This window comes from Pseudoxanthomonas composti (assembly GCF_004122095.1).
Classification (GTDB): Bacteria; Pseudomonadota; Gammaproteobacteria; order Xanthomonadales; family Xanthomonadaceae; genus Pseudoxanthomonas_A; species Pseudoxanthomonas_A composti.
The window spans coordinates 73,485-95,876 of sequence record NZ_SAWZ01000010.1 but is presented as its reverse complement, the minus strand read 5'-3'; the positions used below and the strand labels follow the sequence as shown (position 1 = coordinate 95,876).

Genomic DNA, 22,392 nt, shown 5'->3' with positions numbered 1-22,392 from the left:
GCCGGTGCGCATTGTCTTATTCGCCTCCGTCATGAGTCAGGCAGTGGCCCAACAATTAACGGCGGGATAATATATCGCTCCATCCGGATGAATGTAATGGATTAGTTCTCCGGGACCCCACCCTGCACACCGGAGCCGTTGCATGTCCCGTTTCGCCCTTGCCCCGCTTGGCCTGGCCATTGCCGCCAGCCTGTCCCTGCCCGCCCATGCCCAGGAAGCGGCGACCAACCTGGATACGGTGATCGTCACCGGCACGCGCGCGGCCGACCGCACGGTGCTGGAGTCGACCTCGCCGGTGGATGTGCTGACTGCCGAGGATCTGCGCCGGGCCGGCGTGGTCAATGGCGAGCTGGGCAGCGCGCTGCAGAACCTGCTGCCCTCGTTCAACTTCCCGCGCCAGTCCAACTCCGGCGGCGCCGACCACGTGCGCGCCGCGCAGCTGCGCGGCCTGTCCCCCGACCAGGTGCTGGTGCTGGTCAACGGCAAGCGCCGCCACGTCTCGGCCCTGGTCAACACCGACAGCAAGATCGGCAAGGGCACCACCCCGGTGGACTTCAACGCCATCCCGATCAGCGCGATCAAGCGCATCGAGGTGCTGCGCGATGGCGCCGGCGCCCAGTACGGCTCCGATGCCGTGGCCGGGGTGATCAACGTGATCCTGGACGATGTCCCGGAGGGCGGGGCCTGGGAAGCCAGCTTCGGCGCGCACCACACCGACGTCGAGCCGATCGACCGCACCGTTACCGACGGCCAGACCAGCTTCGTCAGCGGCAAGGTCGGCACGCGCCTGGGCGATGACGGCGGCTTCTTCCGCGTCGGCCTGGAGCTGAAGAACCGCGAGGCGACCAACCGCGCCGGCTTCGATCAGATCCCGCCGTGGGAACAGACCGATGCCAACCTGGCCGTGCAGGGCCAGCGCAACTACGTGCTGGGCGATGGCGCCACCAAGGGCCTGAACGCCTGGCTCAACGGCAAGCTGCCATTCGGCCAGAGCGGCGAGTTCTACTTCTTCGGCACCTTCAACCAGCGCGACACCCAGGGCGCCAACTATTTCCGCTATCCGGAAGGTGCCTCCAACTGGCCGCAGGTGTATCCCAACGGCTACCGCCCCATCTCGCTGGGCGAGAACCGCGACACCCAGGCCGTGGCCGGCGCCCGCGGCCAGTGGGGCAGCTGGGCCTACGACGCCAGCCTGGACTACGGCCGCAACGACTTCACCTACCGGCTGAAGAACTCGCTCAATGCCTCGCTCGGCCCGGACAGCCCGACGCGCTTCAAGACCGGCGACTACGCCTTCGACCAGACCGTGGCCAACCTGGACCTGAGCCGGGTCTTCGACGCCGGCGGCGCCACCCACACCCTGGGCACCGGCGTGGAGCTGCGCCGCGAGCAGTACCAGACCGGCGCCGGCGACCCGGCCAGCTACGCCGCAGGCCCCTACACCGATCGCCCGACCGGCTCGCAGGCCGGTGGCGGCCTGACCCCGCAGGACGAGGCCGACCTGTCGCGCAATGTGGTCAGCGCCTACGGCAACGTCTCCAGCCAGTTCGGCGAGCGGCTCTCCACCGATGCGGCCGTGCGCTACGAGCACTACCAGGACTTCGGCGGCCAATGGACCGGCAAGCTGGCCGCGCGCTATGAATTCGCCCCGGCCTTCGCGCTGCGTGGCGCGGTCTCCAACAACTTCCGTGCCCCGTCCCTGAGCCAGATCGGCTACGAGGCCACCTCCACCGGCTACGACGCTGCCGGCCGCCTGACCCAGGGCCGGCTGTTGTCGGTCAACAACCCCATCGCGCGCGCGCTGGGGGCCAGCGATCTCAAGCCGGAGAAGTCGCTGAACTACAGCCTGGGTTTCACCAGTCGCCTGGGCGAGCACTTCGACCTGTCGCTGGACCTGTTCCAGATCGAGATCGACGACCGCGTCGCCTTGTCCGAGGACATCAGCGGGCCGGCCTTGACCAGCTTCGTGCAGGACAACTTCGGCGTCAGCGGCGTGCAGAGCGCCAGCTACTTCATCAACGCGGCCGATACGCGCACGCGCGGTGCCGAGTTCGTCGGCAACTGGCGCCACGCGCTGGGCGATGGGGAGCTCCTGCTCACCGGCACCTGGAGCTACGCCAAGACCGAGCTGCAGAACATCGTGGCCACCCCGGGCCAGCTGCTGGCGCTGGACCCGGACTACGTGCTGTTCGGCCTGGAGGAGAGCAACACCCTGACCGAGGCCACCCCGCGCACGCGCGCGGCCATCGCCGCTAGCTGGAGCAATGCGCAGTGGTCGCTGCAGTCGCGCCTGACCCGACACGGCAAGGCCACGCGCGTGTTCGACTTCGGCGGCGGCTACGTCCCGCGCCAGACCTACAGCGCCGAGTACCAGCTGGATGCGGAGGTGGAGTACCGCATCACGCCGAAGTGGAGCGTGGCGGTGGGTGGCCAGAACCTTACCGACCAGTACCCGGACAAGTCCAACGAGGACATCTACTACTTCGGCAACCTGCCCTACGACGTGCTCTCGCCGATCGGCAGCAACGGCGCGTATTACTACGGCCGGGTCCGGTACACGTTCTGATCGTTGCCGGGTCGCGGGCGGCGCGGGGGCGGCACTGCCAAGACGCGCCGCTGCTCGCGCCACGGGACCTTCCGTTATTGCGGGAGGGGGATGGCGATGGTGGATGGAGAAGCGTAATCCACCCTACGTCGCTGACGGCGATGGTGGATGGTGAAGCGTCATCCACCCGATGTGCTGCGCAGGGTGGACAACGCGAAGCTTGTCCACCATCGATCAGACGCCCCGTCGCGCAACGATGCGCTGCCATGCCCTACTCCAGGCAGGCGTCCATTCGCAACGACCAGGCCGCTTTGACACTACGCTGTGGGAGCGGCTTCAGCCGCGAAGAGTCCTTCCCAGGAAAGCCTCTTCGCGGCTGAAGCCGCTCTCTTACGATCCTGCAGCTTGCGTGCAAGGGAGCGCCGCCCCCCGCTCGTCACTCAGACCCGGCTATCCGGCGGCACGCGCAAGCCCCGATCGCTCGCGCAACGCACCTGGTTGCGCCCGCCTCGCTTGGCCGCATACAACGACTCGTCGGCGCGTGCCAGCAGGGCAGTGAGGCTATCGTCCTCCGGCATCAGCGTCGCCACCCCGAAGCTGGCGGTCACGCGCAGCAGCTTGCCATCGATCGGCACCTCCAGCCGCTCCAGCGAGGCACGCAGGCGCTCGGCGAACTCACAGGCGCCCCGCGCCGGCGCGCCCGGCAGGCAGATCAACAGCTCCTCCCCGCCGTAGCGACCGACTGCGTCCTCACCGCGCAAGGCCTGCCGCGCGGCCACCGCGCAGGCACGCAGCACCGCATCGCCGGCCGGATGGCCGTGGGTATCGTTGACGCGCTTGAACTCGTCCAGGTCCATCATCACCAGCGAGAAGGGGCGGCCGCAAGCGCGCGCCTGGGCGAACTCGCCTTCGGCGATCTCCAGCACGCGACGTCGGGTCAGCACACCGGTCAGCCCATCGACATTGGCCATCTCGTCCAGTCGCGCGTTGGCATCGCGCAACTCCCGCGTGCGCGCATCGATGATGCGCCCCAGCTCGGCGGCCTTGTGCCGCGACCAGCGCTCGCGCAGGTACAGCAGCAACAGCATCAGGCCGAGCACGCTGAGCACCATCAGCGCGCGCGCCCAGCGGGTCTCGTAAAGCATGGGCTGCAGCACCAGCGGGATCTCGGCCTGCACGGTGCGGGCCCCCAGGCCCGACGTGGTCGCCCGCAGCTCCAAGGTGTACTGCCCCGCGGGCAGGTTGGTGTAAACGGCCGTGGGCGGCATGCCGGCTTCCACCTGCGTCCACTCGCGCTGGAATCCGGACAGGCGATAGGCATAGGTGGTCTCGCGCACGGCGCGGAAATCCAGCAGAGCGAAGTCCGCGCGCAGGTCGCGCTCCCCTGGGGCCAGCGTGATGCGCTGGCGGCCCTGCCCGTCGCGGAGCAAGGCGCGGGCCGCGCCGTTGACGCTCAGGCCGGTGAGCACCAGCGGCAGCGCGTGGCGGTCCTGGAGGCGCGTATCGACCCGCTGCGGACGGATCACCACCAGGCCCGAGGCACCGCCGAACAGCACTTCACCGTTCGGCCCCAGCGTGCCGGAATCGTAGGAGAAGCCCCCCGCCTGCAGGCCATCGCGCTTGCCGATGCTGCGCAAGGACAGCGCATGGCCGTCGATCCGCGCCACGCCGGTGCCGGTGCTGAGCCAGACATCGCCCTGTCGGTCGACCACCACGCAATTCACGTGCAGGTCGGGCAAGCCATCGCGGATGGGGTGGAACTGCAGGTCGCCCTCCGGCAGCGGGGTCCGCAGCCAGGCGATGCCGCCGAAGGTGCCGATCCAGACCCGGCCGTGCTTCGGGTCCGCCTTCAGCGGGGTGATGTAGTCCTGCGGCAGGCTGTCCGGGCGCGCCGGGTCGTGGCGATAGCTGTCAAACCCCTCGCCATCCGCCCACTGGCGCGAAAGGCCACCGACCGTGGAGATCCACCACCGCCCCTGCACCCTGCTGAGCGCCTGGATCTGGTCGTTGACCAGGCTGGTCGGGTCGCCAGGACGATGGACGAAGCGACGAATGCGACCCTCGCGCAGGTCCACCCGGTACAAGCCGTCGTAGGTGCCAACCATCGCCTCGCCATCGGCGTGGGCCAGCGAAATGACCCGCGTGTCGATCTGCGGCAGGACACGGCCGGTGACGGTCAGCGTCTGCGGGTCGATGCGGTACACGCCTTGCGCGCCGACCCAGATGCCACCATCGGGCGCCATCATGATCGCGCGGATGTACTGTGATGCCTGGCTACCGGGCAGGTCGATCTTGCGCGAGGTGCCGGCCTTGAGGTCCAGCACGCTCAGGCCGCCGCGACTCAGGCCCAACCAGATCCGGCCACGCGCATCGACCATCACCGCCGAAACGCGATTGCCCACCAGCTCCGGCACCTTCGACTCGCCGCCGCTGATGAGGGTGGCGACCGGCTCGGTTTCCTCATAGCGCGAGAGCCCCAGCTCGGTGGCCAGCCACACATTGCCCGAGCGGTCGCGCAACATCTGTCGGATACCGTCGCCGGACAGGGACGAGGGGTCGGTGCGGTCCGAACGCAGCAGGCTCGCGCTGGCGCAGTCGGCGGTGCAGTTCACCATGCCCATGCCGTCGATGGCCACCCACATGCGGCCGTCGTCGAATTCCAGAAAATCGCGCACGGTGCGCGCCCCAGACAGCGAGCTCGGCCCGGACAGCGTGGGCGGGCTCCACTGGCGTCCGTCGGGGTCGATCAGGATGACGCCGCTGCGCCCGGTGCCGACCCACAGCCGTCCCTTGCGGTCGCGGTGCAGCGACCAGACCAAATCCTCGCGCAGGGTCTGGGCGAATGCGCCCTGCCCCTGGACCCGGTCGAACGTGGCCTGACCTGGCCGGCGCACGAACAGGCCCGGATTGGCCGCCAGCCACAGCGAACCATCGCGCTCCTCCAGCGCACGGAAGATGCGCGGCGAATACCCTACAGGAAAGCCTTCCAGCGCGATCGGCACCGCCTTGCCGGTGGCAGGGTCGTAGCGATCCACGCCCTGCTCGGTGGTCACCAGCACGGTTCCCGCCTGCGCATGGCTGAGAGAAAACACCTTTTGCGTCAGCAGTCGCTGGCGGCCCAGCGCCACCGGTTCGAAGCGGCGCGTGCGTGGCTGATAGACCACCAGGCCGCCGGTATTGGTCCCGACCAGCACGCGGCCATCGTCCAGGGCGAGCAGCGCGCGCACGTAGCCATCGGGCAGCTTGCCGTCGGCATCGTCCACAGGCTGGGAGAACACCGTCATGCGGTGCCCATCGAAGCGCGCCAGACCGCCGAACGTCCCGATCCACAGTGCGCCATCGGCGTCCTGGGCCAACGCGCTCACCGCTTCGTGCGGCAGGCCATCCTGGGTGGTGATGCGTTCGAACCATGGCCGCTCGAACGCTGCCCAGGGATCTTCGGCCGCGCGCGCAGGCGCAACCGCAGCTGCGATCAGCAACAGTGGCCACAGCGCATAGCGCGCCAAGGCCCTCATGCGGACAGCGTCCATCGCGCCTCAGCCGTACCGTCGGGCCGGAAGCGGAAGCTGGCGGGCGTTCATCACGCTGGCGTGTCCTTCGAGTACATCTGCGGACCTTATCGGCTTCTCGAACAGACGCTTGAGCATGGAGCGCGATGCCTCGCCGGACTATGGGAGGAAGCGATGCGCCTGCGCCGGATCGGGCAGCGGACACCGGTCGCGGCGACCGAACAGCCGATAGCGATGGCGGGCGATGCACCGGTACGCCGGGTCGCGCAGGGCGCGTGGCAACAGGCGCAGCGGCGCCAGCAGGCGCCAGAGGCCTCCCAGCCCGGTGAGCACCCGCAGGACCGCATCGCTGTCGGTCCAGGCCCGCCGCGGTTGGTCGGCCTGTGCATCTTCCACCAGGAGGAAGGACACAGGATCCTTCGGGTCCAGCCCCTGCGCGGTCAGCAGGTCAGCCCCCGCACGGCCCTGCATGGCGGCGAACCGGTAGCGGCCGGCCTTGTCGTGCCGGAGCAGGAAACGCACCCAGCCCCCGCAGAGCACGCAGACGCCGTCGAAGACGATGATGCCGCCAGGGCCAGGCGCGGATGCGACAGACGCATGTCCAGCGACACCGGCGCGTTCACGCGGGAGCCCCTGCCGCAGGCGCTCGCGCTCAGTCTCACGGGACATCGAGCCAGCCCCGGTAATGCACCAGCAGCCCCAGCATCGGCAGCCGCGCGTACACATCGAAGGTGTAGCGCGCCTCCAGCGCCGATTCGCGGGCCACCACGCCGCCAAACCAGCGCGCCGGCAAGGCCAGCCACCCCCACAGGCGCACCCGTGCGACCGTCCAGTGCAGGTCGCCGTCGCAAACCGCCAGGCCGAAGCCGAATTCCACCGGGCCCAGCCGCTCGCACAGCAGGCCATCTTCTGCCCACAACTGCGAGGGCATGGCGCGGCCGCCGATGTGCCGGACCCAACGCTCGCCGGACCCTTCCGGGACGATGTTCACCTCAACGCGCCCTTCGCCGGCCGGCGGCAGGTGCGTCAGCCACGCGCACAGCCGCGCCAGCGGATGGCCGCCACGGCGTACGCGCACCAGGCCCGCGTAGCGGCGCGCCGGTCCTGGCCGGTGCAGCGCCAGGACCGGCGCCCGCAGCGCCCCGGCCTGCTCGCCCAGCACACGCAGGAACAGGGCGGGCGCTAGGGCTGGATCCATGCCAGGGTCGCCATCCGGCCGGTGCGTGCATCGCGGCGATGGGAGAAGAAGCGGCCGGCCTCGGTGATCGTGCAGTGCCCACCTCCATGCACCTGCCACACCCCGGCAGCGGCCAGGCGCCGCCGTGCCAGGGCGTACAGATCCACGTGCCAGTGGCCGGGGCGCGTCGGGACGAAGGCCACCTGCGCACCGGGGTCCGTCCCGGTGAAGGCGTCGTAGACCTCCTGCCCGATTTCATAGGCCTTGGGTCCGGCCGCAGGGCCCAGCCAGGCGACCAGCTGATCGGCCGGTGTCCGCATCGCCGCCACGGTGGCCTCCAGCACGCCATCGGCCAGGCCGCGCCAGCCCGCATGGGCCGCCCCGATCTCCCCGCCCGCGCGCGCGGCCAACACCACCGGCAGGCAATCGGCGGTCAGGATCGCCAGCACCACGCCAACCTCGGAGGTCATCGCGGCGTCGGCTTCCGGCTCATCGCCGGTCGGGCGCGCGCCCATGCGCACCACCTGCGTGCCGTGCACCTGCCGCAACCAGCGCGGCGCCGACGGCAGGGCGAAGGTGGACACGGTCAGGGCGCGGTTGGCTTCCACCATCTCCGGGCGGTCGCCCGTGGCGGTGCGGTGGTTGCCCAGGTTGAAGTGGTCGAACGGCGCGGCCGACTGCCCGGCGCCGTGGCGCAGGGTGGTCAGCGCCCGCACGCCGGGCACGCCCAACTCCGCCTGCAGCGCCGGCCCGCTCACGCCCGCTGCGCCTGCTGATCCTCGCGCAAGGCCGCCAGCAGCGCCAGCATGTCCGCCGGCACCGGCGCGCTGGCGCGCACAGGCTGCCCGCTGACCGGATGCACGAACTCCAGCGTCTCGGCATGCAGGGCCTGGCGCTTGAATCCGCGCAACGCGGCTACCAGCGTCTCGCTCGCGCCCTTGGGCAGCTTCAGCGGACCGCCGTAGAGCGGGTCGCCCACGATCGGGTAGCGGATGTGCTGCATGTGCACGCGGATCTGATGCGTGCGCCCGGTCTCCAGGCGGCATTCGACCGCGGTGTGGGCGCGGAAGCGCTCGCGCAGGCGGTAATGGGTGACCGCATCGCGGCCATCCTCACGCACGGCCATCTTCAGGCGATCGCGCGGGTGGCGGTCGATCGCCGCCTTGGCCGTGCCGCCGGACACCATTGCCCCCACGCACACCGCCAGGTACTGACGGTGCACCTCGCGCGCGGCCAGCTGCGCCACCAGGCCGGTGTGCGCCGGCAGGGTCCGCGCCACCACCATGACCCCGGAGGTGTCCTTGTCCAGGCGGTGGACGATGCCCGCGCGCGGCAGCGCCGACAGTGACGGGTCGCGGAATAGCAGCGCATTGACCAGGGTGCCGGTGGGGTTGCCGGCGCCGGGATGGACCACCAGCCCGGCGGGCTTGTCGATCACCAGCACGTCGGCGTCCTCGTACAGCACCTGCAGCGGGATGTCCTCCGGCAGGGCGTGGGTCTGGGTCTCCAGCACCGCCTCCAGGGTAGCCAGCTCGCCGCCGCGCAGCAGGTCGCGTGGGCGCGCGATCTCGCCATCCAGGCGCGCATCGCCGGATTTGATCCATTCGGACAGGCGGGAACGGGAGAACTCGGGGAACAGCTCGGCCAGGACGGCGTCGAAGCGGCGGCCAGCGGCGCTGGCCGGCACGCGCACGCTGCGCGGACCGTCTTCGTCCTGGGGATCGGTGAGGCGGGAATCGGACATGGGAAACCGGAATCTGGACGGCCTGGGGCCGAAATGCGGGCAATGTTGGCCGGGATTCATGGCCCGGTCAGTGCCTAGGCTATCATCGCGCTCTTGTTTCCCCTGATGCGGCCCACTCCGCCTGCTCATGTCCCAGCGCCTCAACGCCCGCTTCTCCTCCCCGTCCTCGCTGTTGCGCACCGCTGGCCTGTTGCTGCTGGTGGTGGCCGCCGTCACCGGCTGCGGCCGCACCAAGAAGGATCCCAACGCGACCCGTCCGGTCGAGGAGATCTACAACGAGGCCCACACCTCGATGACCCGCGGCAACTGGGATGTGGCCACCCGCACCTTCAAGCAGCTGATCGCCCAGTACCCCTACGGCCCGTACAACGAGCAGGCGCAGATCGAAACCGCCTACGCCCAGTACAAGTCCGGCAACATGGACGAGGCGGTGTCCACCATCGACCGCTTCCTGCGCACGTATCCGACCAACAAGAACGTCCCCTACATGTACTACCTGCGCGGCCTGGCCAATTCCAGCCGCGATACGGTGTTCCTGCAGAAGGTCTGGAGCCTGGACGCCAGCCGCCGCGACCTGTCCACCCCGCTGCAGGCCTATAACGACCTGAACGTGGTCAGCGAGCGCTACCCGAACAGCCGCTACGCCAACGATGCCCGTGCGCGCATGACCAAGCTGCGCAACCAGTTCGCCCGCCACGACCTGGATGCCGGCCTGTACTACCTGCGCCGCGACGCTTACACCGCCGCCATTGGCCGCGCCAAGTACCTGCTGGAAACCTATCCGGGCAGCGAGTACCAGAACGACGCCATCGCCCTGCTGGCCGATGCCTACACGCACCTGGGCAACAAGGCCCTGGCCGACGACGCGGTGCGCGTGCTCAAGCTCAACGATCCGCAGCACCCGTACCTGACCGGCGATTGGCCGAACTACCCCTGGAACATCCGCAAGCTCAACCCCTTCGCTGGCGAGAAGTCCGCCGTGGACAACGACCCGCGTCGCAACTGACCGGACCGCAGCCCGGTCGAACGCCTCGGTGGACAAGCTCCGCGTTGTCCACCCTACGTAGGGTGGATGGCGCCTTTCCATCCACCATCGCCGCAAAACGAGCAGCGCTGATGCATGGAGGCATGTGGGCCTCCTCGCCCAAACGCCCCCGCGCGCAGCTCCCGCGTTCTCCAGCCACAGCCGGCGCGCCGGTGGACAAGCTTAGCGTTGTCCACCCGACGTAGGGTGGATGGCGCTTTTCCATCCACCATCGCCGCGATACGGACAACGGGGACATGACGTCGGTCAGCCCCGGCCGCCAGACTCACCCGATGTAGCGGTTGGTAATCGGATAGCGCCGCTCGCGACCAAACGCGCGCAGCGACAGCTTCGGCCCCGGTGCGGCCTGGTGACGCTTCCATTCGTTGATGCGCACCAGCCGCAGCATGCGGTCCACCGTGGCCGCATCGAAGCCTTCGGCCACGATCTCCTCCCGCGACTGCTCCAGGTCCACGTAGCGGAACAGGATCGCGTCCAGCACCTCGTACGGCGGCAGCGAATCCTGATCCTTCTGGTTCTCGCGCAGCTCGGCCGACGGCGGCCGGTCGATCACCGCCTGCGGGATCACCTCCCGCCCTGCCTGGCGATTGCGCCAGTTGGCCAACGCGAACACCTCGGTCTTGTACAGGTCCTTGATCGGCGCGTAGCCGCCGCACATGTCGCCATAGATCGTCGCGTAACCCACCGCGTACTCGCTCTTGTTGCCCGTGGTCAGCAGCAGGCCGCCGAACTTGTTGGCCAGCGCCATCATGATCGCCCCGCGCGTGCGCGACTGCAGGTTCTCCTCGGTCACATCCAACGGCATGTCGCCGAACAGCGGCGCCAGGGCCGCCAGAAACCCCTTGAACGGGGCCTCGATCGACACCGCCTCCAGCTTCACGCCCAGCGCATCGCACTGCACCTGCGCCAGATCGTTGGAAAGCCCCGCCGTGTAGCGCGAGGGCAGGCGCACCGCAGTCACATTGCCCGCGCCCAGCGCATCGACCGCCAGCGCCAGCACTACGGCCGAATCGATCCCCCCGGACAGGCCCAGCCACACCTTGGAAAACCCGTTCTTGCCGCAGTAATCGGCGATGCCGCGCACGATGGCGCGCCAGGCCAGGCCATCGCGGCTCTCATCGGTTTCCTCCTGCCACTGCACCGAGGTGAAGCGGCGCGCGCCGGGCAGGTAGTCGGCCACCAGCCACTGTTCGGAGAAGGCGGCCGCGGCGTTGTGCACGGTGCCATCGCCATCGGCCATCACCGAGGCGCCATCGAACACCAGCGCGTCCTGCCCGCCGACGACATTGAGATAGGCCAGGGCTACCCCGGTCTCGCGCGTGCGCTCGACCAGCAAGGCATCGCGCTGGGCCAGCTTGTCGCGCTCGAACGGTGAGGCGTTGGGCACCACCACCAGCTCGGCGCCGGCCCTGGCGGTGTCGGCCAGCGGCTCTGAGAACCACAGGTCCTCGCAGATCACCACCCCGACCGGTGTGCCCTTCACCTCGAACACCAGCGGGCCGCCGTCGGGATCGACATGGAAATAGCGCCGTTCGTCGAACACGTTGTAGTTGGGCAGCTCGCGCTTGCGATAGGTCTGCGCCACCGCGCCATCGCGCAGCACACTGGCCGCGTTGTAGAGCACGGTGCCGGCCGCCTGCGGCCAACCGACCACCGCGACGATTCCGCGCGCCTGCAGCGCCACTGCCTCCAGCGCCGCCTGGCAATCGGCCAGGAACGAGGGCCGCATCAGCAGGTCTTCCGGCGGGTAGCCACTGATGGCCAGCTCCGGAAACAACACCAGGTCCGCCTTGAGGACATCGCGCGCGTGCACAATGCCTTCGGCGATGCGTCGCGTGTTGCCGGCCACGTCTCCCACCGGGAAATCGAATTGGGCCAAGGCGATGCGCAGCGTCTTTTCGCTCATTTCATATCCCGGAAATCAAAAGGTCCAGCGCCGCCATGATGGTGGCGCGCTCGGAGGAAAGATCGGTGACGGGCTTGCCCAAGGCCTTGCAGGGAATGCCCGCCAGCAGCGGCGTGTCCAGCACCCAGGGCTGCCCTTCCACCCATAGCGTGGGCATCAACCGCGTGGCGGCCACCCCGGCCAGGTCCGGTGGAATCAACGGAACCACCACCCGCGACCCCATCGCGCCGATCAGGTCGCTCTGGACGTCGAGCAGGTAGGGCACGCGCAGGCGCGAGCGAGGATCGGCATTGGCATAAACGGTGAACTGCATGGCGTTTTCAGAACCCCCGCACGCCCTCGCTCCATACCCCATCACGCTCGATGCGCTCGTTGTAAGCCTGAATGGCGCGGTCATTCTCCTGCAGCCACTGCGCACGCAGGCGCGCACGCACTTCCTGCTCTAGGGCGCGCTCCAGGGTCGCGGACAGATTGATCTCCAGGGCGCGGGCCTGGTCGAGCAGCTCGGCGCTGACACTGAGATTGGCCGGACGCTTGGCATAGGCGACCCGCTCTTCCTTCATGCGCATGGCAGAACTCTCCTCACAAGCGATGCGCATCGAGTATGCGCATGCAGCGCACCACTCGCAACCCGCCCAGGCCATCCGAGTGGCATGGGTGACTGCTACCTTGCGGCCACGGGGCCACAGGCAGCCGCCCAGCCTTGATCATCCGCCGCACCCTGCCGCAGAAGAAGGCGCTCAAGGGGAGATCGGATGCGGGCTTCGCCCACGAAAAAGGCCGCCCGGGGGCGGCCTTTCCCAACACCGACAGCAAGCTGCCAGGCGCTACTTACTTCACCAGCTCGGCGATCGCCGCGCCCAGGTCGCCCGGCGAGCGGACGGTCTTGACGCCAGCGGCTTCCATCGCCGCGAACTTGCCCTCGGCCGTGCCCTTACCGCCCGAGGCGATCGCACCGGCGTGGCCCATGCGCTTGCCGGCCGGGGCCGAAGCGCCGGCGATGAAGCCGACAACCGGCTTCTTGACGTGCTTGGCGATGTACTCGGCACCGGCTTCCTCGGCGTCGCCGCCGATTTCGCCGACCATGATGATGCCTTCGGTCTGCGGATCCTCGTTGAACAGCTTGAGGCAGTCGACGAAGTTCAGGCCATTGATCGGATCACCACCGATGCCGATGCAGGTGGACTGGCCCAGGCCGACCTCGGTGGTCTGCTTGACCGCTTCATAGGTCAGCGTGCCCGAACGCGAGACGATGCCGATCTTGCCCGGCTTGTGGATGTGGCCCGGCATGATGCCGATCTTGCACTCGCCCGGGGTGATCACGCCGGGGCAGTTCGGCCCGATCAGCACGGTCTCCGGGAAGGAGCGGGTCAGCACGTTCTTCACGCGCAGCATGTCCAGCACCGGGATGCCTTCGGTGATGCAGACGATGACCTTGATGCCGGCCGCGGCCGCTTCCAGGATCGCGTCGGCCGCGAACGGCGGCGGCACGTAGATCACCGAGGCGTCGGCGCCGGTGCTCTGCACGGCATCGGCCACGGTGTTGAACACCGGCAGGTCGATATGGGTGGTGCCGCCCTTGCCCGGCGTGACACCGCCGACGACCTGGGTGCCGTACTCGATCATCTGGGTGGCGTGGAAGGTGCCCTGCTGGCCGGTGAAGCCCTGCACGATCACCTTGGTGTTCTTGTTAATCAAAACAGACATGGAAAGTTCCTTCGGTGTCGTGGATCAGGCGGCGTTCTTGACAGCTTCAACGACCTTCTTGGCGCCGTCGTTGATGTTGTCGGCCGGGATGATGGCCATGCCGCTGTCGCGCAGCAGCTGCTTGCCTTCTTCCACGTTGGTGCCTTCCAGGCGCACCACGACCGGAACCTTGACGCCCACTTCCTTGACCGCCGCGATGATGCCCTCGGCGATCATGTCGCAGCGGACGATGCCGCCGAAGATGTTGACGAAGATGCCTTCGACCTTGTCCGAGGACAGGATCAGCTTGAACGCTTCGATCACGCGCTGCTTGTTGGCGCCGCCGCCCACGTCCAGGAAGTTGGCCGGCTCGCCGCCGTTGAGCTTGATCACGTCCATGGTGGCCATGGCCAGACCGGCGCCGTTGACCATGCAGCCGATGTTGCCGTCCATGGTGACGTAGTTGATGTCCAGCTCCGAAGCGGTCACTTCGGTCTCGTCTTCCTGGGACTTGTCGCGCATGGCGACCAGTTCCTTGTGGCGGAAGTTGGCGTTGTCGTCGCTGTTGAACTTGCCGTCCAGCGCGTACAGGTTGCCGTCGTCCAGGATGGCCAGCGGATTGATCTCCACCAGCGCCAGATCCTTCTCGTTGAAGATGCGGTACAGGTTGACCATGATGCTGGCGAACTGGCCGGCCTGCTTGGCGGTCAGGCCCATCTTGAAGCCGATGTCGCGGCCGTGGTAACCCTGCACGCCCTCGACGAAGTCGACGTTGAGCGTGTGGATCTTGTCCGGGGTTTCGGCGGCGACCTGTTCGATCTCCATGCCGCCTTCGCTCGATGCGATGTAGCTGATGGTGCGGGTGCCGCGGTCGACCAGCACCGACAGGTACAGCTCCTTGACGATCTCGCCGGCGGTGGTCACCAGCACCAGGTTGATCGGCAGCTCGACGCCGGCGGTCTGGTAGGTGGCCATCTTGGTGCCGAGCAGCTTCTCGGCAACGGCCTTCACATCGTCGGTGGTCTTGCAGAACTTGACGCCGCCGGCCTTGCCGCGGCCACCTGCGTGGATCTGCGCCTTGACCATCCAGGGGCCGGCGCCCAGCGACTTGGCGGCCTCAACCGCTTCTTCCGGAGTAGCCGCGACCTTGCCGGCCGGGACCGGGATGCCGTACTCGGCAAGCAGTTGTTTTGCCTGGTATTCGTGAAAATTCATGCGTCACCGTGGGAAATGGAAACGACCGCTGCGGCCTGGGGCCACCGTCGCCTGACGGCAGCCCGGTTGGGGCGAGCGGGCCGCCCATTCTCGCCCAGGCTCTGCTGTGGCGCAAAATCGTCAAAACGGAAAGGCTGGGGTTTTTCCTATACTGTGGGCGTCTCAGCAGGGAAGTAGACGCTTGTTCAAGCCCGCATCGCTGATCGCCCGCGTCCAGTCCGTCCCCAGCCGGGAGCTGTACTTCTTCGCCCTGTACCGGGTCCTGGAAGCCGGGATCCTGGCCGGACTGCTGTTCAGCCCCCTGGCCGACCTGCTGGGCGAGGTCCAGAACCAGACCCTGGTCGTGGTGACCTCGGTGGTCTACCTGCTCTTTGCCGCCTTCATGCTGGTGTTCGGCCGACGCGAACGCTGGCTGGTCCCGGCGGTGCTGTTCGGCGCGGCGGTGGATATCGTGGTGGCGGGGATCGTCACGGCCAACCTGCCCAGCGCGACGGCCGGCATCGCCATGCTGCTGCTGTTCAATGTGGCTGCGGCGTGCTCGATGCTGCCCCTGCAGCTCGGCCTGGGCGTGGCGAGCCTGGCCGCGGCAAGCGCGCTGCTGGAGTTCATCACCGGGCTGTTCACCGGCCGGGCGGTCGGGCGCTCCCTGGCCGAGGTGACGATGTTCGCCATCACCTACCTGGCCGTGGGCGCCCTGGCCGCGCAGATCGGCATCCGCGCCCGCCGCAACCAGGAACTGGCCGACCGCCGCGGCAAGGAGGTGGAGAACCTGTTCGAAATCAACGAGCTGATCATCCGCCGCATGCGCACCGGCGTGCTGGTAGTGGACGGGGAAAACCGCATCAAGCTGGCCAACGAGGCCGCCAACCTGCTGCTGACCGAGGATGACAGCCTGGCCGAAGGCGATGGCCAGGGCGTGCACCTGCCGCAGGTCGCCCCAGAGCTCGCCCGCCGCCTGCAGGCCTGGCGCAATGGCTGGGAGGTCAACGAGAGCCCGATGACCATTTCCGCCGAACAGCCCGAGGTCCAGCCGCGCTTTGCCCGGCTGCTGGCCGGCAGCGAGCTGTCCATCGTGTTCCTGGACGATGCCACGGTGGTCTCGCGCCGGGCCGAGTCGCTGACCCTGGCCGCGCTGGGCCGCTTCTCGGCCAGCCTGGCCCACGAGATCCGCAACCCGCTTGCGGCCATCAACTACGCGGTGCAGCTGCTGGAAGAGTCCGACGACATCAATGTCAGCGACAAGCGCCTGCTGGAGATCATCCACCAGCAATGCCAGCGCACCAACGGCATCGTCGAAAGCGTGCTCGGCCTGGCCCGGCGCGAACGCGCCAGCCCCGAGCATGTGGACCTCAACGCCTATGTGCGCCGCTTCGTGGACGACTACCGGGCCTCGATGTCCATCGAGACCGACAGCCTGGAGAGCGTCCCGGCCCCCAAGGTGGTCTCGGCCCTGGTCGATCCGCGCCACCTCAACCAGGTGCTGACCGTCCTGGTCACCAACGCCTTGAACTATGGCCGCATGCCGGAGGAGCCGGCGCGGGTGCGCCTGCGAGTGTTCCAGGTCGACCATCGCTCGATGATCGACGTAATGGACCGCGGCCCGGGCATCCCTCAGGCAGTGGCCGCGCAGCTGTTCCGGCCGTTCTTCACCACCTCTTCCCACGGCACCGGCCTGGGCCTGTACATCGCCCGCGAGCTCTGCCGGGCCAACCAGGCGACGTTGGAGTACGTCTCCATGCCCGGCGGCGGCAGCTGCTTCCGCATCGCCCTGCCCGGCCCGCACACCCTGCTGCCGGCCTGACCGACGCCATGGGTCGCAATCCGCCGCAAGCGGTTAGACTTTGACGCGTGGCACATTCGAGCAGACCATGACCGAGACCCGTAGCGCCCTGATCGTCGACGACGAACGGGACATCCGCGAACTGCTGACGCTGACCCTGGGGCGCATGGGCTTGCGGATCGATACCGCGTCCAACCTCGCCGAGGCCCGCGAGCAGCTGTCCCGCAACCGCTACGACCTGTGCTTCACCGATATGCGCCTGCCCGACGGCAACGGCATCGAGCTGGTGGGCGAGATCGCGCGCAAGTATCCCAAGACCCCGGTGGCCATGATCACCGCGTTCGGCAACGTCGAGCTGGCAGTGGACGCGCTGAAGGCCGGCGCCTTCGACTTCGTCAGCAAGCCGGTGGACCTGTCGGTGCTACGCGGCCTGGTCAATCACGCCTTGCAGCTCAGCAGCAACGAGCGCAAGCCGGCCACGCCCGCCCCGCCGCAGCACGCCATGCGCCTGCTGGGCGACTCCCCGGCCATGGCCAGCCTGCGCGAAACCATCGCCAAGGTCGCCCGCAGCCAGGCCCCGGTCTACATCCTGGGCGAATCGGGCGTGGGCAAGGAACTGGTCGCCCGCACCATCCACGAGCAGGGCGCCCGCGCGGCCGGCCCCTTTATCCCGGTCAACTGCGGCGCGATCCCGGCCGAGCTGATGGAAAGCGAGTTCTTCGGCCACAAGAAGGGCAGCTTCACCGGTGCCCACGCCGACAAGCAGGGCCTGTTCCAGGCCGCGCACGGCGGCACGCTGTTCCTGGACGAGGTGGCCGAGCTTCCCCTGCCCATGCAGGTCAAGCTGCTGCGCGCCATCCAGGAAAAGGCCGTACGCGCGGTCGGCGCGCAGGGCGAAGCCCAGGTGGACGTGCGCATCCTCTCGGCCACCCACAAGGACCTGGGCGAGCAGGTCCACGACGGCCGCTTCCGCCACGACCTGTACTACCGCATCAACGTCATCGAGCTGCGCGTCCCGCCGCTGCGCGAGCGCAGCGGGGATCTGCAGCAGTTGGCTGCGGCCATTCTCTCGCGCCTGGCCGAAAGCCAGGGCCGCAACACGCCCGGCCTGACCATGGCGGCGATGGACGCGCTGGCGGCCTACCCGTTCCCGGGCAATGTGCGCGAGCTGGAAAACGTGCTCGAGCGTGCCCTGGCCATGGCCGATGGCGACCAGATCGACGCGGCGGACCTGTTGCTGCCACAGACCCTGCCCCGCAGCGCCGGCGCCGCGGCGGTGACCAGCGGCGCGCCAGCGCCCGCCGCCGCAACAGCCCCCTCCATGACCGAGCCCGCGTTCGGCCTGTCCGATACCGAGGGCGACCTGCCCAAGCATCTGGAACAGATCGAACGCGCCAGCATCCAGAAGGCCCTGGAGGAAAACCGCTGGAACAAGACCAAGACCGCCGCCCAGCTCGGCATCACCTTCCGCGCCCTGCGCTACAAGCTCAAGAAGCTCGGCATGGAGTGACGCAGGCGGACCCTGAGATGTGCCCGCCGTCACTCCGTGACCAAAAAGCGCCAGCGGCCATCGTTCACGCAGACCTCACGCGTCAGAAAGTGACAACAATCGTCATCCGCGTTCAGCCAAGAGTGTGCTGCGAGTCAAAACCCTGCCACGAAGCACGCCAGCGCAAAGTTGGCACGCCTTCTGCGTACTCCATCCTGCCCGTGGGATGAACCAGGGCACCCACGGTCCAGCATTGGGGGGACACGGGGGAAAACGTGTCCACACCAACACTCCATCGAAAGAGGAATTCCAAATGAAGAAGACCCAGCAGGGCTTCACGCTGATCGAACTGATGATCGTCGTGGCCATCATCGCCATTCTGGCCGCCATCGCGCTGCCGGCTTACCAGAATTATGTTGCCAAATCGCAGGTTGCTGCGGGTCTGGCGGAAATCACCCCCGGCAAGACCCAATATGAAGTGATGGTCAACGAGGGCAATGCCGCGAACATTACGCCCGCGCTGATCGGCTTGGCTAACTCTCAGCGATGCACGGTCACCACGCCAACTCCGGGCGAGACGGGCTCGATTGTCTGCGCCTTCCAAAATGTTAGCCCCAGGATCGCGGGCAAGAAGATCACCTGGACTCGCGCCGCTACTGGCGTGTGGACCTGCTCCACAGATATTGCTGCGGCAGACAAGCCCAAGTACGCACCGGCCACCTGCCAGGGCTAACCAAAGCTATTTAGAAAGACCCTGCTTAGGCGGGGTCTTTTTTTTTAAAGATATCGAATCCCGCATGTTGATCCGGTACGACGCCGCCCGCAGCGGATTTGCACTGACGGATTTGATGCTTACTGCTACGATTGCCAACATAAGGCACTCCTCCATCAAGCTTCTTTAAGGGCGAGCTCAGGCTGTTCAGCAAGCCAGATGGCACTGCAGTTGATACGTAGCAACTTCGGGCTCGGAAAATCTGAAAAGCAGAGAACTTGGACACTTCGCTTGGGCGAAGCTGCATATGTCCGCTGCCTCGCGAACGAGTCACAGGTATCGCCAGAGAAAACTGCCGCTTCAATTTAGCATCAGTGAATTTTAGACTTCCAGTGCAACGTCATCGGCCATCTGTTACTGACCCAGAGACTGCGATTAGCACTTGCAATATGCAACGGAAACATTCATGAGCATAGCCACATCTCATAATCTGGTTGGCATAACCGGCATAGCACGCAGATTAGTGACAGACGGCGCAATGGATGAAACCTCTGCGCGCAAAGCCATGGCCGATGCAGCACAGGCGAGACAGCCGTTGACCCAGTGGCTTAGCGAGAAAAAACTCGTCTCATCAGCGGCGATGGCTGCCGCCAACTCTATCGAGTTCGGCATTCCAATGATGGACACCAATGCGTTCGACCCTAGCTACAGCGCGATCAAGCTGGTTAGCGAAGAACTGCGCGAAAAGCATCAGGTTTTGCCGCTATACAAGCGTGGCAACCGGCTTTTTGTAGGCATCTCTGACCCGACACTGACGCGGGCTCTGGATGATGTGAAATTCCACACTAATCTGGTGGTGGAACCCATTCTTGTACCGGAAGACCTGCTGAGGCGAGCACTGGAACAGTGGAGCAGTGCCAACGAGGGCTTCGGCAGTGAAGGCAATGACGACGACGGACTAGAGAACCTCGAAAGCAGCGGTGGCGATGAAGACGGCGAAAGCACGGGCACCCATGCAAATGGCGACGACGCGCCGGTGGTGAAATTCGTTAACAAAGTACTTATTGACGCCATCAAGAAGGGCGCTTCCGACATCCACTTTGAGCCTTACGAGACAGACTATCGCGTTCGCCTGCGTATCGATGGCCTGCTCAAGCAGGTCGCTAAGGCTCCACAAAAACTCAATCAGCGCATTGCCGCGCGCCTGAAGGTGATGTCGCAGCTGGACATTGCCGAGAAGCGCGTGCCACAGGATGGTCGAATCAAGCTCAATCTTTCCAAGACCAAGCAGGTGGACTTCCGTGTCAGCACGTTGCCAACCCTATTCGGAGAGAAGGTGGTCTTGCGCATCCTGGACGGCAGCGCTGCCAAGCTGGGCATCGACAAGCTGGGCTACGAGCCAGACCAACAGAAGCTGTTCATGGATGCCATCCACAAGCCCTACGGCATGGTGCTGGTGACAGGCCCGACCGGCTCGGGCAAGACCGTGTCGCTGTACACGGCCTTGGGCATACTCAACGACGAGACCCGCAACATCTCTACCGCCGAAGATCCGGTGGAAATCCGCCTGCCAGGCGTCAATCAGGTTCAGCAGAACAACAAGCGGGGCATGACCTTCGCCGCTGCGCTGCGCAGCTTTCTGCGTCAGGATCCGGACATCATCATGGTCGGCGAGATCCGCGACCTGGAGACGGCTGAAATCGCAATCAAGGCCGCCCAAACCGGCCACATGGTGCTCTCCACCCTGCACACCAACGATGCACCTCAAACCATCGCGCGTCTCATGAACATGGGCATTGCGCCTTACAACATCACCAGTTCGGTCACGTTGGTAATCGCTCAGCGCTTGGCGCGCCGCCTTTGCAACAATTGCAAGCGCCCGGTCAAGATGCCGGAGCACGCCCTTCTCGCGGAGGGTTTTACCCAGGAAGAAATCGACACCGGGTTCACGTTGTTTGAGCCCGCCGGCTGTGACGAGTGCACGGAGGGTTACAAGGGCCGGACGGGCATCTATCAGGTCATGCCGATGAGCGACACGATTTCCAGCATCATCCTGGCTGGCGGAAATGCCATGCAGATCGCCGAGGCTGCGCAGACAGCAGGAATTCGAGATTTGCGGCAGTCGGCGCTCTGGAAGGCCAAGCAAGGCCTGACCAGTCTGGCCGAGATCAACCGCGTCACCAAGGATTGATCGGTTTTTTGCCGCTCTCCGCGCCGATAATCGTGTACGTTAGCTGAAAAAGCCCTTTCGTATAAATATGCCGCTAACATGCGGCCATACACCTGGCGTGGGATGCCGGGTTCCACGGGGAGACATCATGGCCGCCACGCGCACCGCAATGAAAAAGCCTAATCCCATCGGCGGAGGCACCAAGGAATTGGCAACCTTCGTGTGGGAAGGCGCCGACAAGCGCGGTGTCAAGATGAAGGGCGAGCAGCAGGCACGCAATGCCAACCTACTGCGCGCGGAGCTGCGTCGACAGGGTGTCACCCCGACCGTGGTGAAACCCAAGCCTAAGCCGCTGTTTGGCGCTGCGGGCAAGACGATCAAGCCCAAGGACATTGCCTTCTTCAGTCGCCAGATGGCGACGATGATGAAGTCTGGTGTTCCGATCGTTGGCGCGCTGGAGATCATCGGCGGGGGCCACAAGAATCCTCGCATGGCTAAGCTGGTCAATGGCATCCGGGCAGACATCGAGGGCGGCTCCTCGCTTTCGGAAGCGATCAGCAAGTATCCGGTTCAGTTCGACGAGCTGTATCGCAACTTGGTGCGCGCCGCAGAGGGCGCCGGCGTACTGGAAACGGTCCTGGACACCATTGCCAATTACCAAGAGAACATAGAGGCCATCAAAGGCAAGATCAAGAAGGCGTTGTTCTACCCGGCGATGGTCATGGCAGTGGCCCTCTTGGTGAGCGCTATCCTTCTCGTCTGGGTAGTGCCGCAGTTCGAGGATGTCTTCAAGGGATTCGGTGCCGATCTGCCCGCTTTCACTCAGATGATCGTCAACCTTTCACGATTCATGGTGGCCTACTGGCTGCCGATTCTTGTCGTCTTGGTGGGCGTGGTCGTCGGCTTCATTTTCGCTTACAAGCGATCAGTTCCAATGCAGCATGCGATGGACCGATTCGTTTTGAAGGTGCCGATCATCGGTCAGATCATGCACAACAGCGCGATCGCGCGTTTCTCACGCACTCTGGCGGTGACGTTCAGAGCGGGGGTGCCGCTCGTGGAGGCCATGGAAACCATTGCGGGCGCAACCGGCAGCTCAGTGTATGAGAAGGCCGTGCTACGGATGCGCGATGATGTCTCGGTAGGCTATCCAGTCAATCTGGCGATGAAGCAAACCAACCTGTTCCCGCATATGGTGATCCAGATGACGGGGATCGGCGAGGAAGCGGGCGCGCTGGACACCATGCTGTTCAAGGTCGCCGAGTATTACGAGCAGGAAGTGAACAACGCGGTCGATGCGCTAAGCAGCCTGATCGAGCCGATGATCATGGTCTTCATCGGCACCATCGTCGGTGGCATGGTGGTCGGCATGTATCTGCCCATCTTCAAACTGGCATCGGTGGTCGGCTAAAGC

General features: G+C 66.3%; 17 protein-coding genes. 7 read left to right on the top strand and 10 right to left on the bottom strand.

What is annotated here, in order from left to right; genetic code table 11:
• The first annotated feature begins 142 nt into the window (after positions 1–142).
• A complete protein-coding gene (locus EPA99_RS16120; protein ID WP_129472268.1) occupies positions 143–2,566 on the top strand; it encodes a TonB-dependent receptor plug domain-containing protein in 2,424 nt (807 codons plus the stop codon).
• 419 nt (positions 2,567–2,985) lie between these two features.
• Here the strand turns inward: EPA99_RS16120 and EPA99_RS16115 are convergent, their stop codons facing one another.
• The 5 genes from EPA99_RS16115 to rluD all read right to left on the bottom strand — a co-directional run bounded on the left by EPA99_RS16115 (position 2,986) and on the right by rluD (position 8,975).
• On the bottom strand, positions 2,986–6,060 hold the full coding sequence (locus EPA99_RS16115; protein ID WP_164978677.1) for a ligand-binding sensor domain-containing diguanylate cyclase: 3,075 nt from the start codon (positions 6,058–6,060) through the stop codon (positions 2,986–2,988).
• A 153-nt stretch (positions 6,061–6,213) separates the two neighbouring features.
• Positions 6,214–6,723, bottom strand: coding sequence for a thiol-disulfide oxidoreductase DCC family protein (locus EPA99_RS16110; RefSeq protein WP_129472266.1), 510 nt, complete (start codon positions 6,721–6,723; stop codon positions 6,214–6,216).
• Positions 6,713–7,252: a DUF4166 domain-containing protein gene (locus EPA99_RS16105; protein WP_129472265.1), complete on the bottom strand. Its 540-nt coding sequence runs from the start codon at positions 7,250–7,252 to the stop codon at positions 6,713–6,715. Before EPA99_RS16105 ends, EPA99_RS16110 begins: the two co-directional genes overlap by 11 nt.
• On the bottom strand, positions 7,237–7,989 hold the full coding sequence (gene pgeF / locus EPA99_RS16100; RefSeq protein WP_129472264.1) for a peptidoglycan editing factor PgeF: 753 nt from the start codon (positions 7,987–7,989) through the stop codon (positions 7,237–7,239). Before pgeF ends, EPA99_RS16105 begins: the two co-directional genes overlap by 16 nt.
• Positions 7,986–8,975, bottom strand: coding sequence for a 23S rRNA pseudouridine(1911/1915/1917) synthase RluD (gene rluD, locus EPA99_RS16095; protein WP_129472263.1), 990 nt, complete (start codon positions 8,973–8,975; stop codon positions 7,986–7,988). The genes pgeF and rluD overlap by 4 nt, the downstream gene beginning before the upstream one ends.
• A 127-nt stretch (positions 8,976–9,102) precedes the next feature.
• Here rluD and EPA99_RS16090 point away from each other — a divergent pair, with 127 nt between their 5' ends.
• The gene (locus EPA99_RS16090) at positions 9,103–9,981 is read left to right on the top strand and encodes an outer membrane protein assembly factor BamD (RefSeq protein ID WP_129472262.1); all 879 of its coding nucleotides are present in this window, start codon (positions 9,103–9,105) and stop codon (positions 9,979–9,981) included.
• A gap of 304 nt (positions 9,982–10,285) precedes the next feature.
• On the opposite strand, the gene EPA99_RS16085 is transcribed toward EPA99_RS16090, so the two are convergent.
• The 5 genes from EPA99_RS16085 to sucC all read right to left on the bottom strand — a co-directional run bounded on the left by EPA99_RS16085 (position 10,286) and on the right by sucC (position 14,827).
• The gene (locus EPA99_RS16085) at positions 10,286–11,926 is read right to left on the bottom strand and encodes an NAD+ synthase (RefSeq protein WP_129472261.1); all 1,641 of its coding nucleotides are present in this window, start codon (positions 11,924–11,926) and stop codon (positions 10,286–10,288) included.
• Between the two features lies 1 nt (position 11,927).
• Entirely contained in the window at positions 11,928–12,239 is a 312-nt protein-coding gene (locus EPA99_RS16080) for a CcdB family protein (protein ID WP_129472260.1), read from the bottom strand.
• Between the two features lie 7 nt (positions 12,240–12,246).
• Positions 12,247–12,495: a type II toxin-antitoxin system CcdA family antitoxin gene (locus EPA99_RS16075; protein WP_206733785.1), complete on the bottom strand. Its 249-nt coding sequence runs from the start codon at positions 12,493–12,495 to the stop codon at positions 12,247–12,249.
• Positions 12,496–12,757: 262 nt separating this feature from the next.
• Positions 12,758–13,633, bottom strand: a complete 876-nt coding sequence (gene sucD / locus EPA99_RS16070; protein ID WP_129472259.1) for a succinate--CoA ligase subunit alpha — start codon at positions 13,631–13,633, stop codon at positions 12,758–12,760.
• Between the two features lie 24 nt (positions 13,634–13,657).
• Positions 13,658–14,827, bottom strand: a complete 1,170-nt coding sequence (sucC, locus tag EPA99_RS16065; RefSeq protein WP_010342227.1) for an ADP-forming succinate--CoA ligase subunit beta — start codon at positions 14,825–14,827, stop codon at positions 13,658–13,660.
• Positions 14,828–15,008: 181 nt separating this feature from the next.
• Between sucC and EPA99_RS16060 the strand changes: the two genes are divergently transcribed.
• The 5 genes from EPA99_RS16060 to EPA99_RS16040 all read left to right on the top strand — a co-directional run bounded on the left by EPA99_RS16060 (position 15,009) and on the right by EPA99_RS16040 (position 22,389).
• On the top strand, positions 15,009–16,628 hold the full coding sequence (locus EPA99_RS16060; RefSeq protein ID WP_129472258.1) for a sensor histidine kinase: 1,620 nt from the start codon (positions 15,009–15,011) through the stop codon (positions 16,626–16,628).
• A gap of 67 nt (positions 16,629–16,695) precedes the next feature.
• Entirely contained in the window at positions 16,696–18,117 is a 1,422-nt protein-coding gene (locus EPA99_RS16055) for a sigma-54-dependent transcriptional regulator (protein WP_129472257.1), read from the top strand.
• A 292-nt stretch (positions 18,118–18,409) separates the two neighbouring features.
• Positions 18,410–18,829, top strand: coding sequence for a pilin (locus EPA99_RS16050; RefSeq protein WP_129472256.1), 420 nt, complete (start codon positions 18,410–18,412; stop codon positions 18,827–18,829).
• Positions 18,830–19,274: 445 nt separating this feature from the next.
• On the top strand, positions 19,275–20,999 hold the full coding sequence (pilB, locus tag EPA99_RS16045; RefSeq protein WP_129472255.1) for a type IV-A pilus assembly ATPase PilB: 1,725 nt from the start codon (positions 19,275–19,277) through the stop codon (positions 20,997–20,999).
• Between the two features lie 127 nt (positions 21,000–21,126).
• Positions 21,127–22,389, top strand: coding sequence for a type II secretion system F family protein (locus tag EPA99_RS16040; RefSeq protein WP_129472254.1), 1,263 nt, complete (start codon positions 21,127–21,129; stop codon positions 22,387–22,389).
• Positions 22,390–22,392 lie beyond the last annotated feature (3 nt).

What these genes read in the sequence shown, in the direction of transcription:
- EPA99_RS16090 (WP_129472262.1), top strand. Translation starts at nt 9,103, where the DNA reads ATGTCCCAGCGCCTCAACGCCCGCTTCTCCTCCCCGTCCTCGCTGTTG.
- EPA99_RS16040 (WP_129472254.1), top strand. Translation starts at nt 21,127, where the DNA reads ATGGCCGCCACGCGCACCGCAATGAAAAAGCCTAATCCCATCGGCGGA.
- sucD (WP_129472259.1), bottom strand. Translation starts at nt 13,633, where the DNA reads ATGTCTGTTTTGATTAACAAGAACACCAAGGTGATCGTGCAGGGCTTC.
- EPA99_RS16055 (WP_129472257.1), top strand. Translation starts at nt 16,696, where the DNA reads ATGACCGAGACCCGTAGCGCCCTGATCGTCGACGACGAACGGGACATC.
- EPA99_RS16110 (WP_129472266.1), bottom strand. Translation starts at nt 6,723, where the DNA reads ATGTCCCGTGAGACTGAGCGCGAGCGCCTGCGGCAGGGGCTCCCGCGT.
- EPA99_RS16075 (WP_206733785.1), bottom strand. Translation starts at nt 12,495, where the DNA reads ATGCGCATGAAGGAAGAGCGGGTCGCCTATGCCAAGCGTCCGGCCAAT.
- EPA99_RS16115 (WP_164978677.1), bottom strand. Translation starts at nt 6,060, where the DNA reads ATGAGGGCCTTGGCGCGCTATGCGCTGTGGCCACTGTTGCTGATCGCA.
- EPA99_RS16120 (WP_129472268.1), top strand. Translation starts at nt 143, where the DNA reads ATGTCCCGTTTCGCCCTTGCCCCGCTTGGCCTGGCCATTGCCGCCAGC.
- EPA99_RS16050 (WP_129472256.1), top strand. Translation starts at nt 18,410, where the DNA reads ATGAAGAAGACCCAGCAGGGCTTCACGCTGATCGAACTGATGATCGTC.
- EPA99_RS16085 (WP_129472261.1), bottom strand. Translation starts at nt 11,926, where the DNA reads ATGAGCGAAAAGACGCTGCGCATCGCCTTGGCCCAATTCGATTTCCCG.
- EPA99_RS16080 (WP_129472260.1), bottom strand. Translation starts at nt 12,239, where the DNA reads ATGCAGTTCACCGTTTATGCCAATGCCGATCCTCGCTCGCGCCTGCGC.
- rluD (WP_129472263.1), bottom strand. Translation starts at nt 8,975, where the DNA reads ATGTCCGATTCCCGCCTCACCGATCCCCAGGACGAAGACGGTCCGCGC.
- sucC (WP_010342227.1), bottom strand. Translation starts at nt 14,827, where the DNA reads ATGAATTTTCACGAATACCAGGCAAAACAACTGCTTGCCGAGTACGGC.
- EPA99_RS16105 (WP_129472265.1), bottom strand. Translation starts at nt 7,252, where the DNA reads ATGGATCCAGCCCTAGCGCCCGCCCTGTTCCTGCGTGTGCTGGGCGAG.
- pilB (WP_129472255.1), top strand. Translation starts at nt 19,275, where the DNA reads ATGAGCATAGCCACATCTCATAATCTGGTTGGCATAACCGGCATAGCA.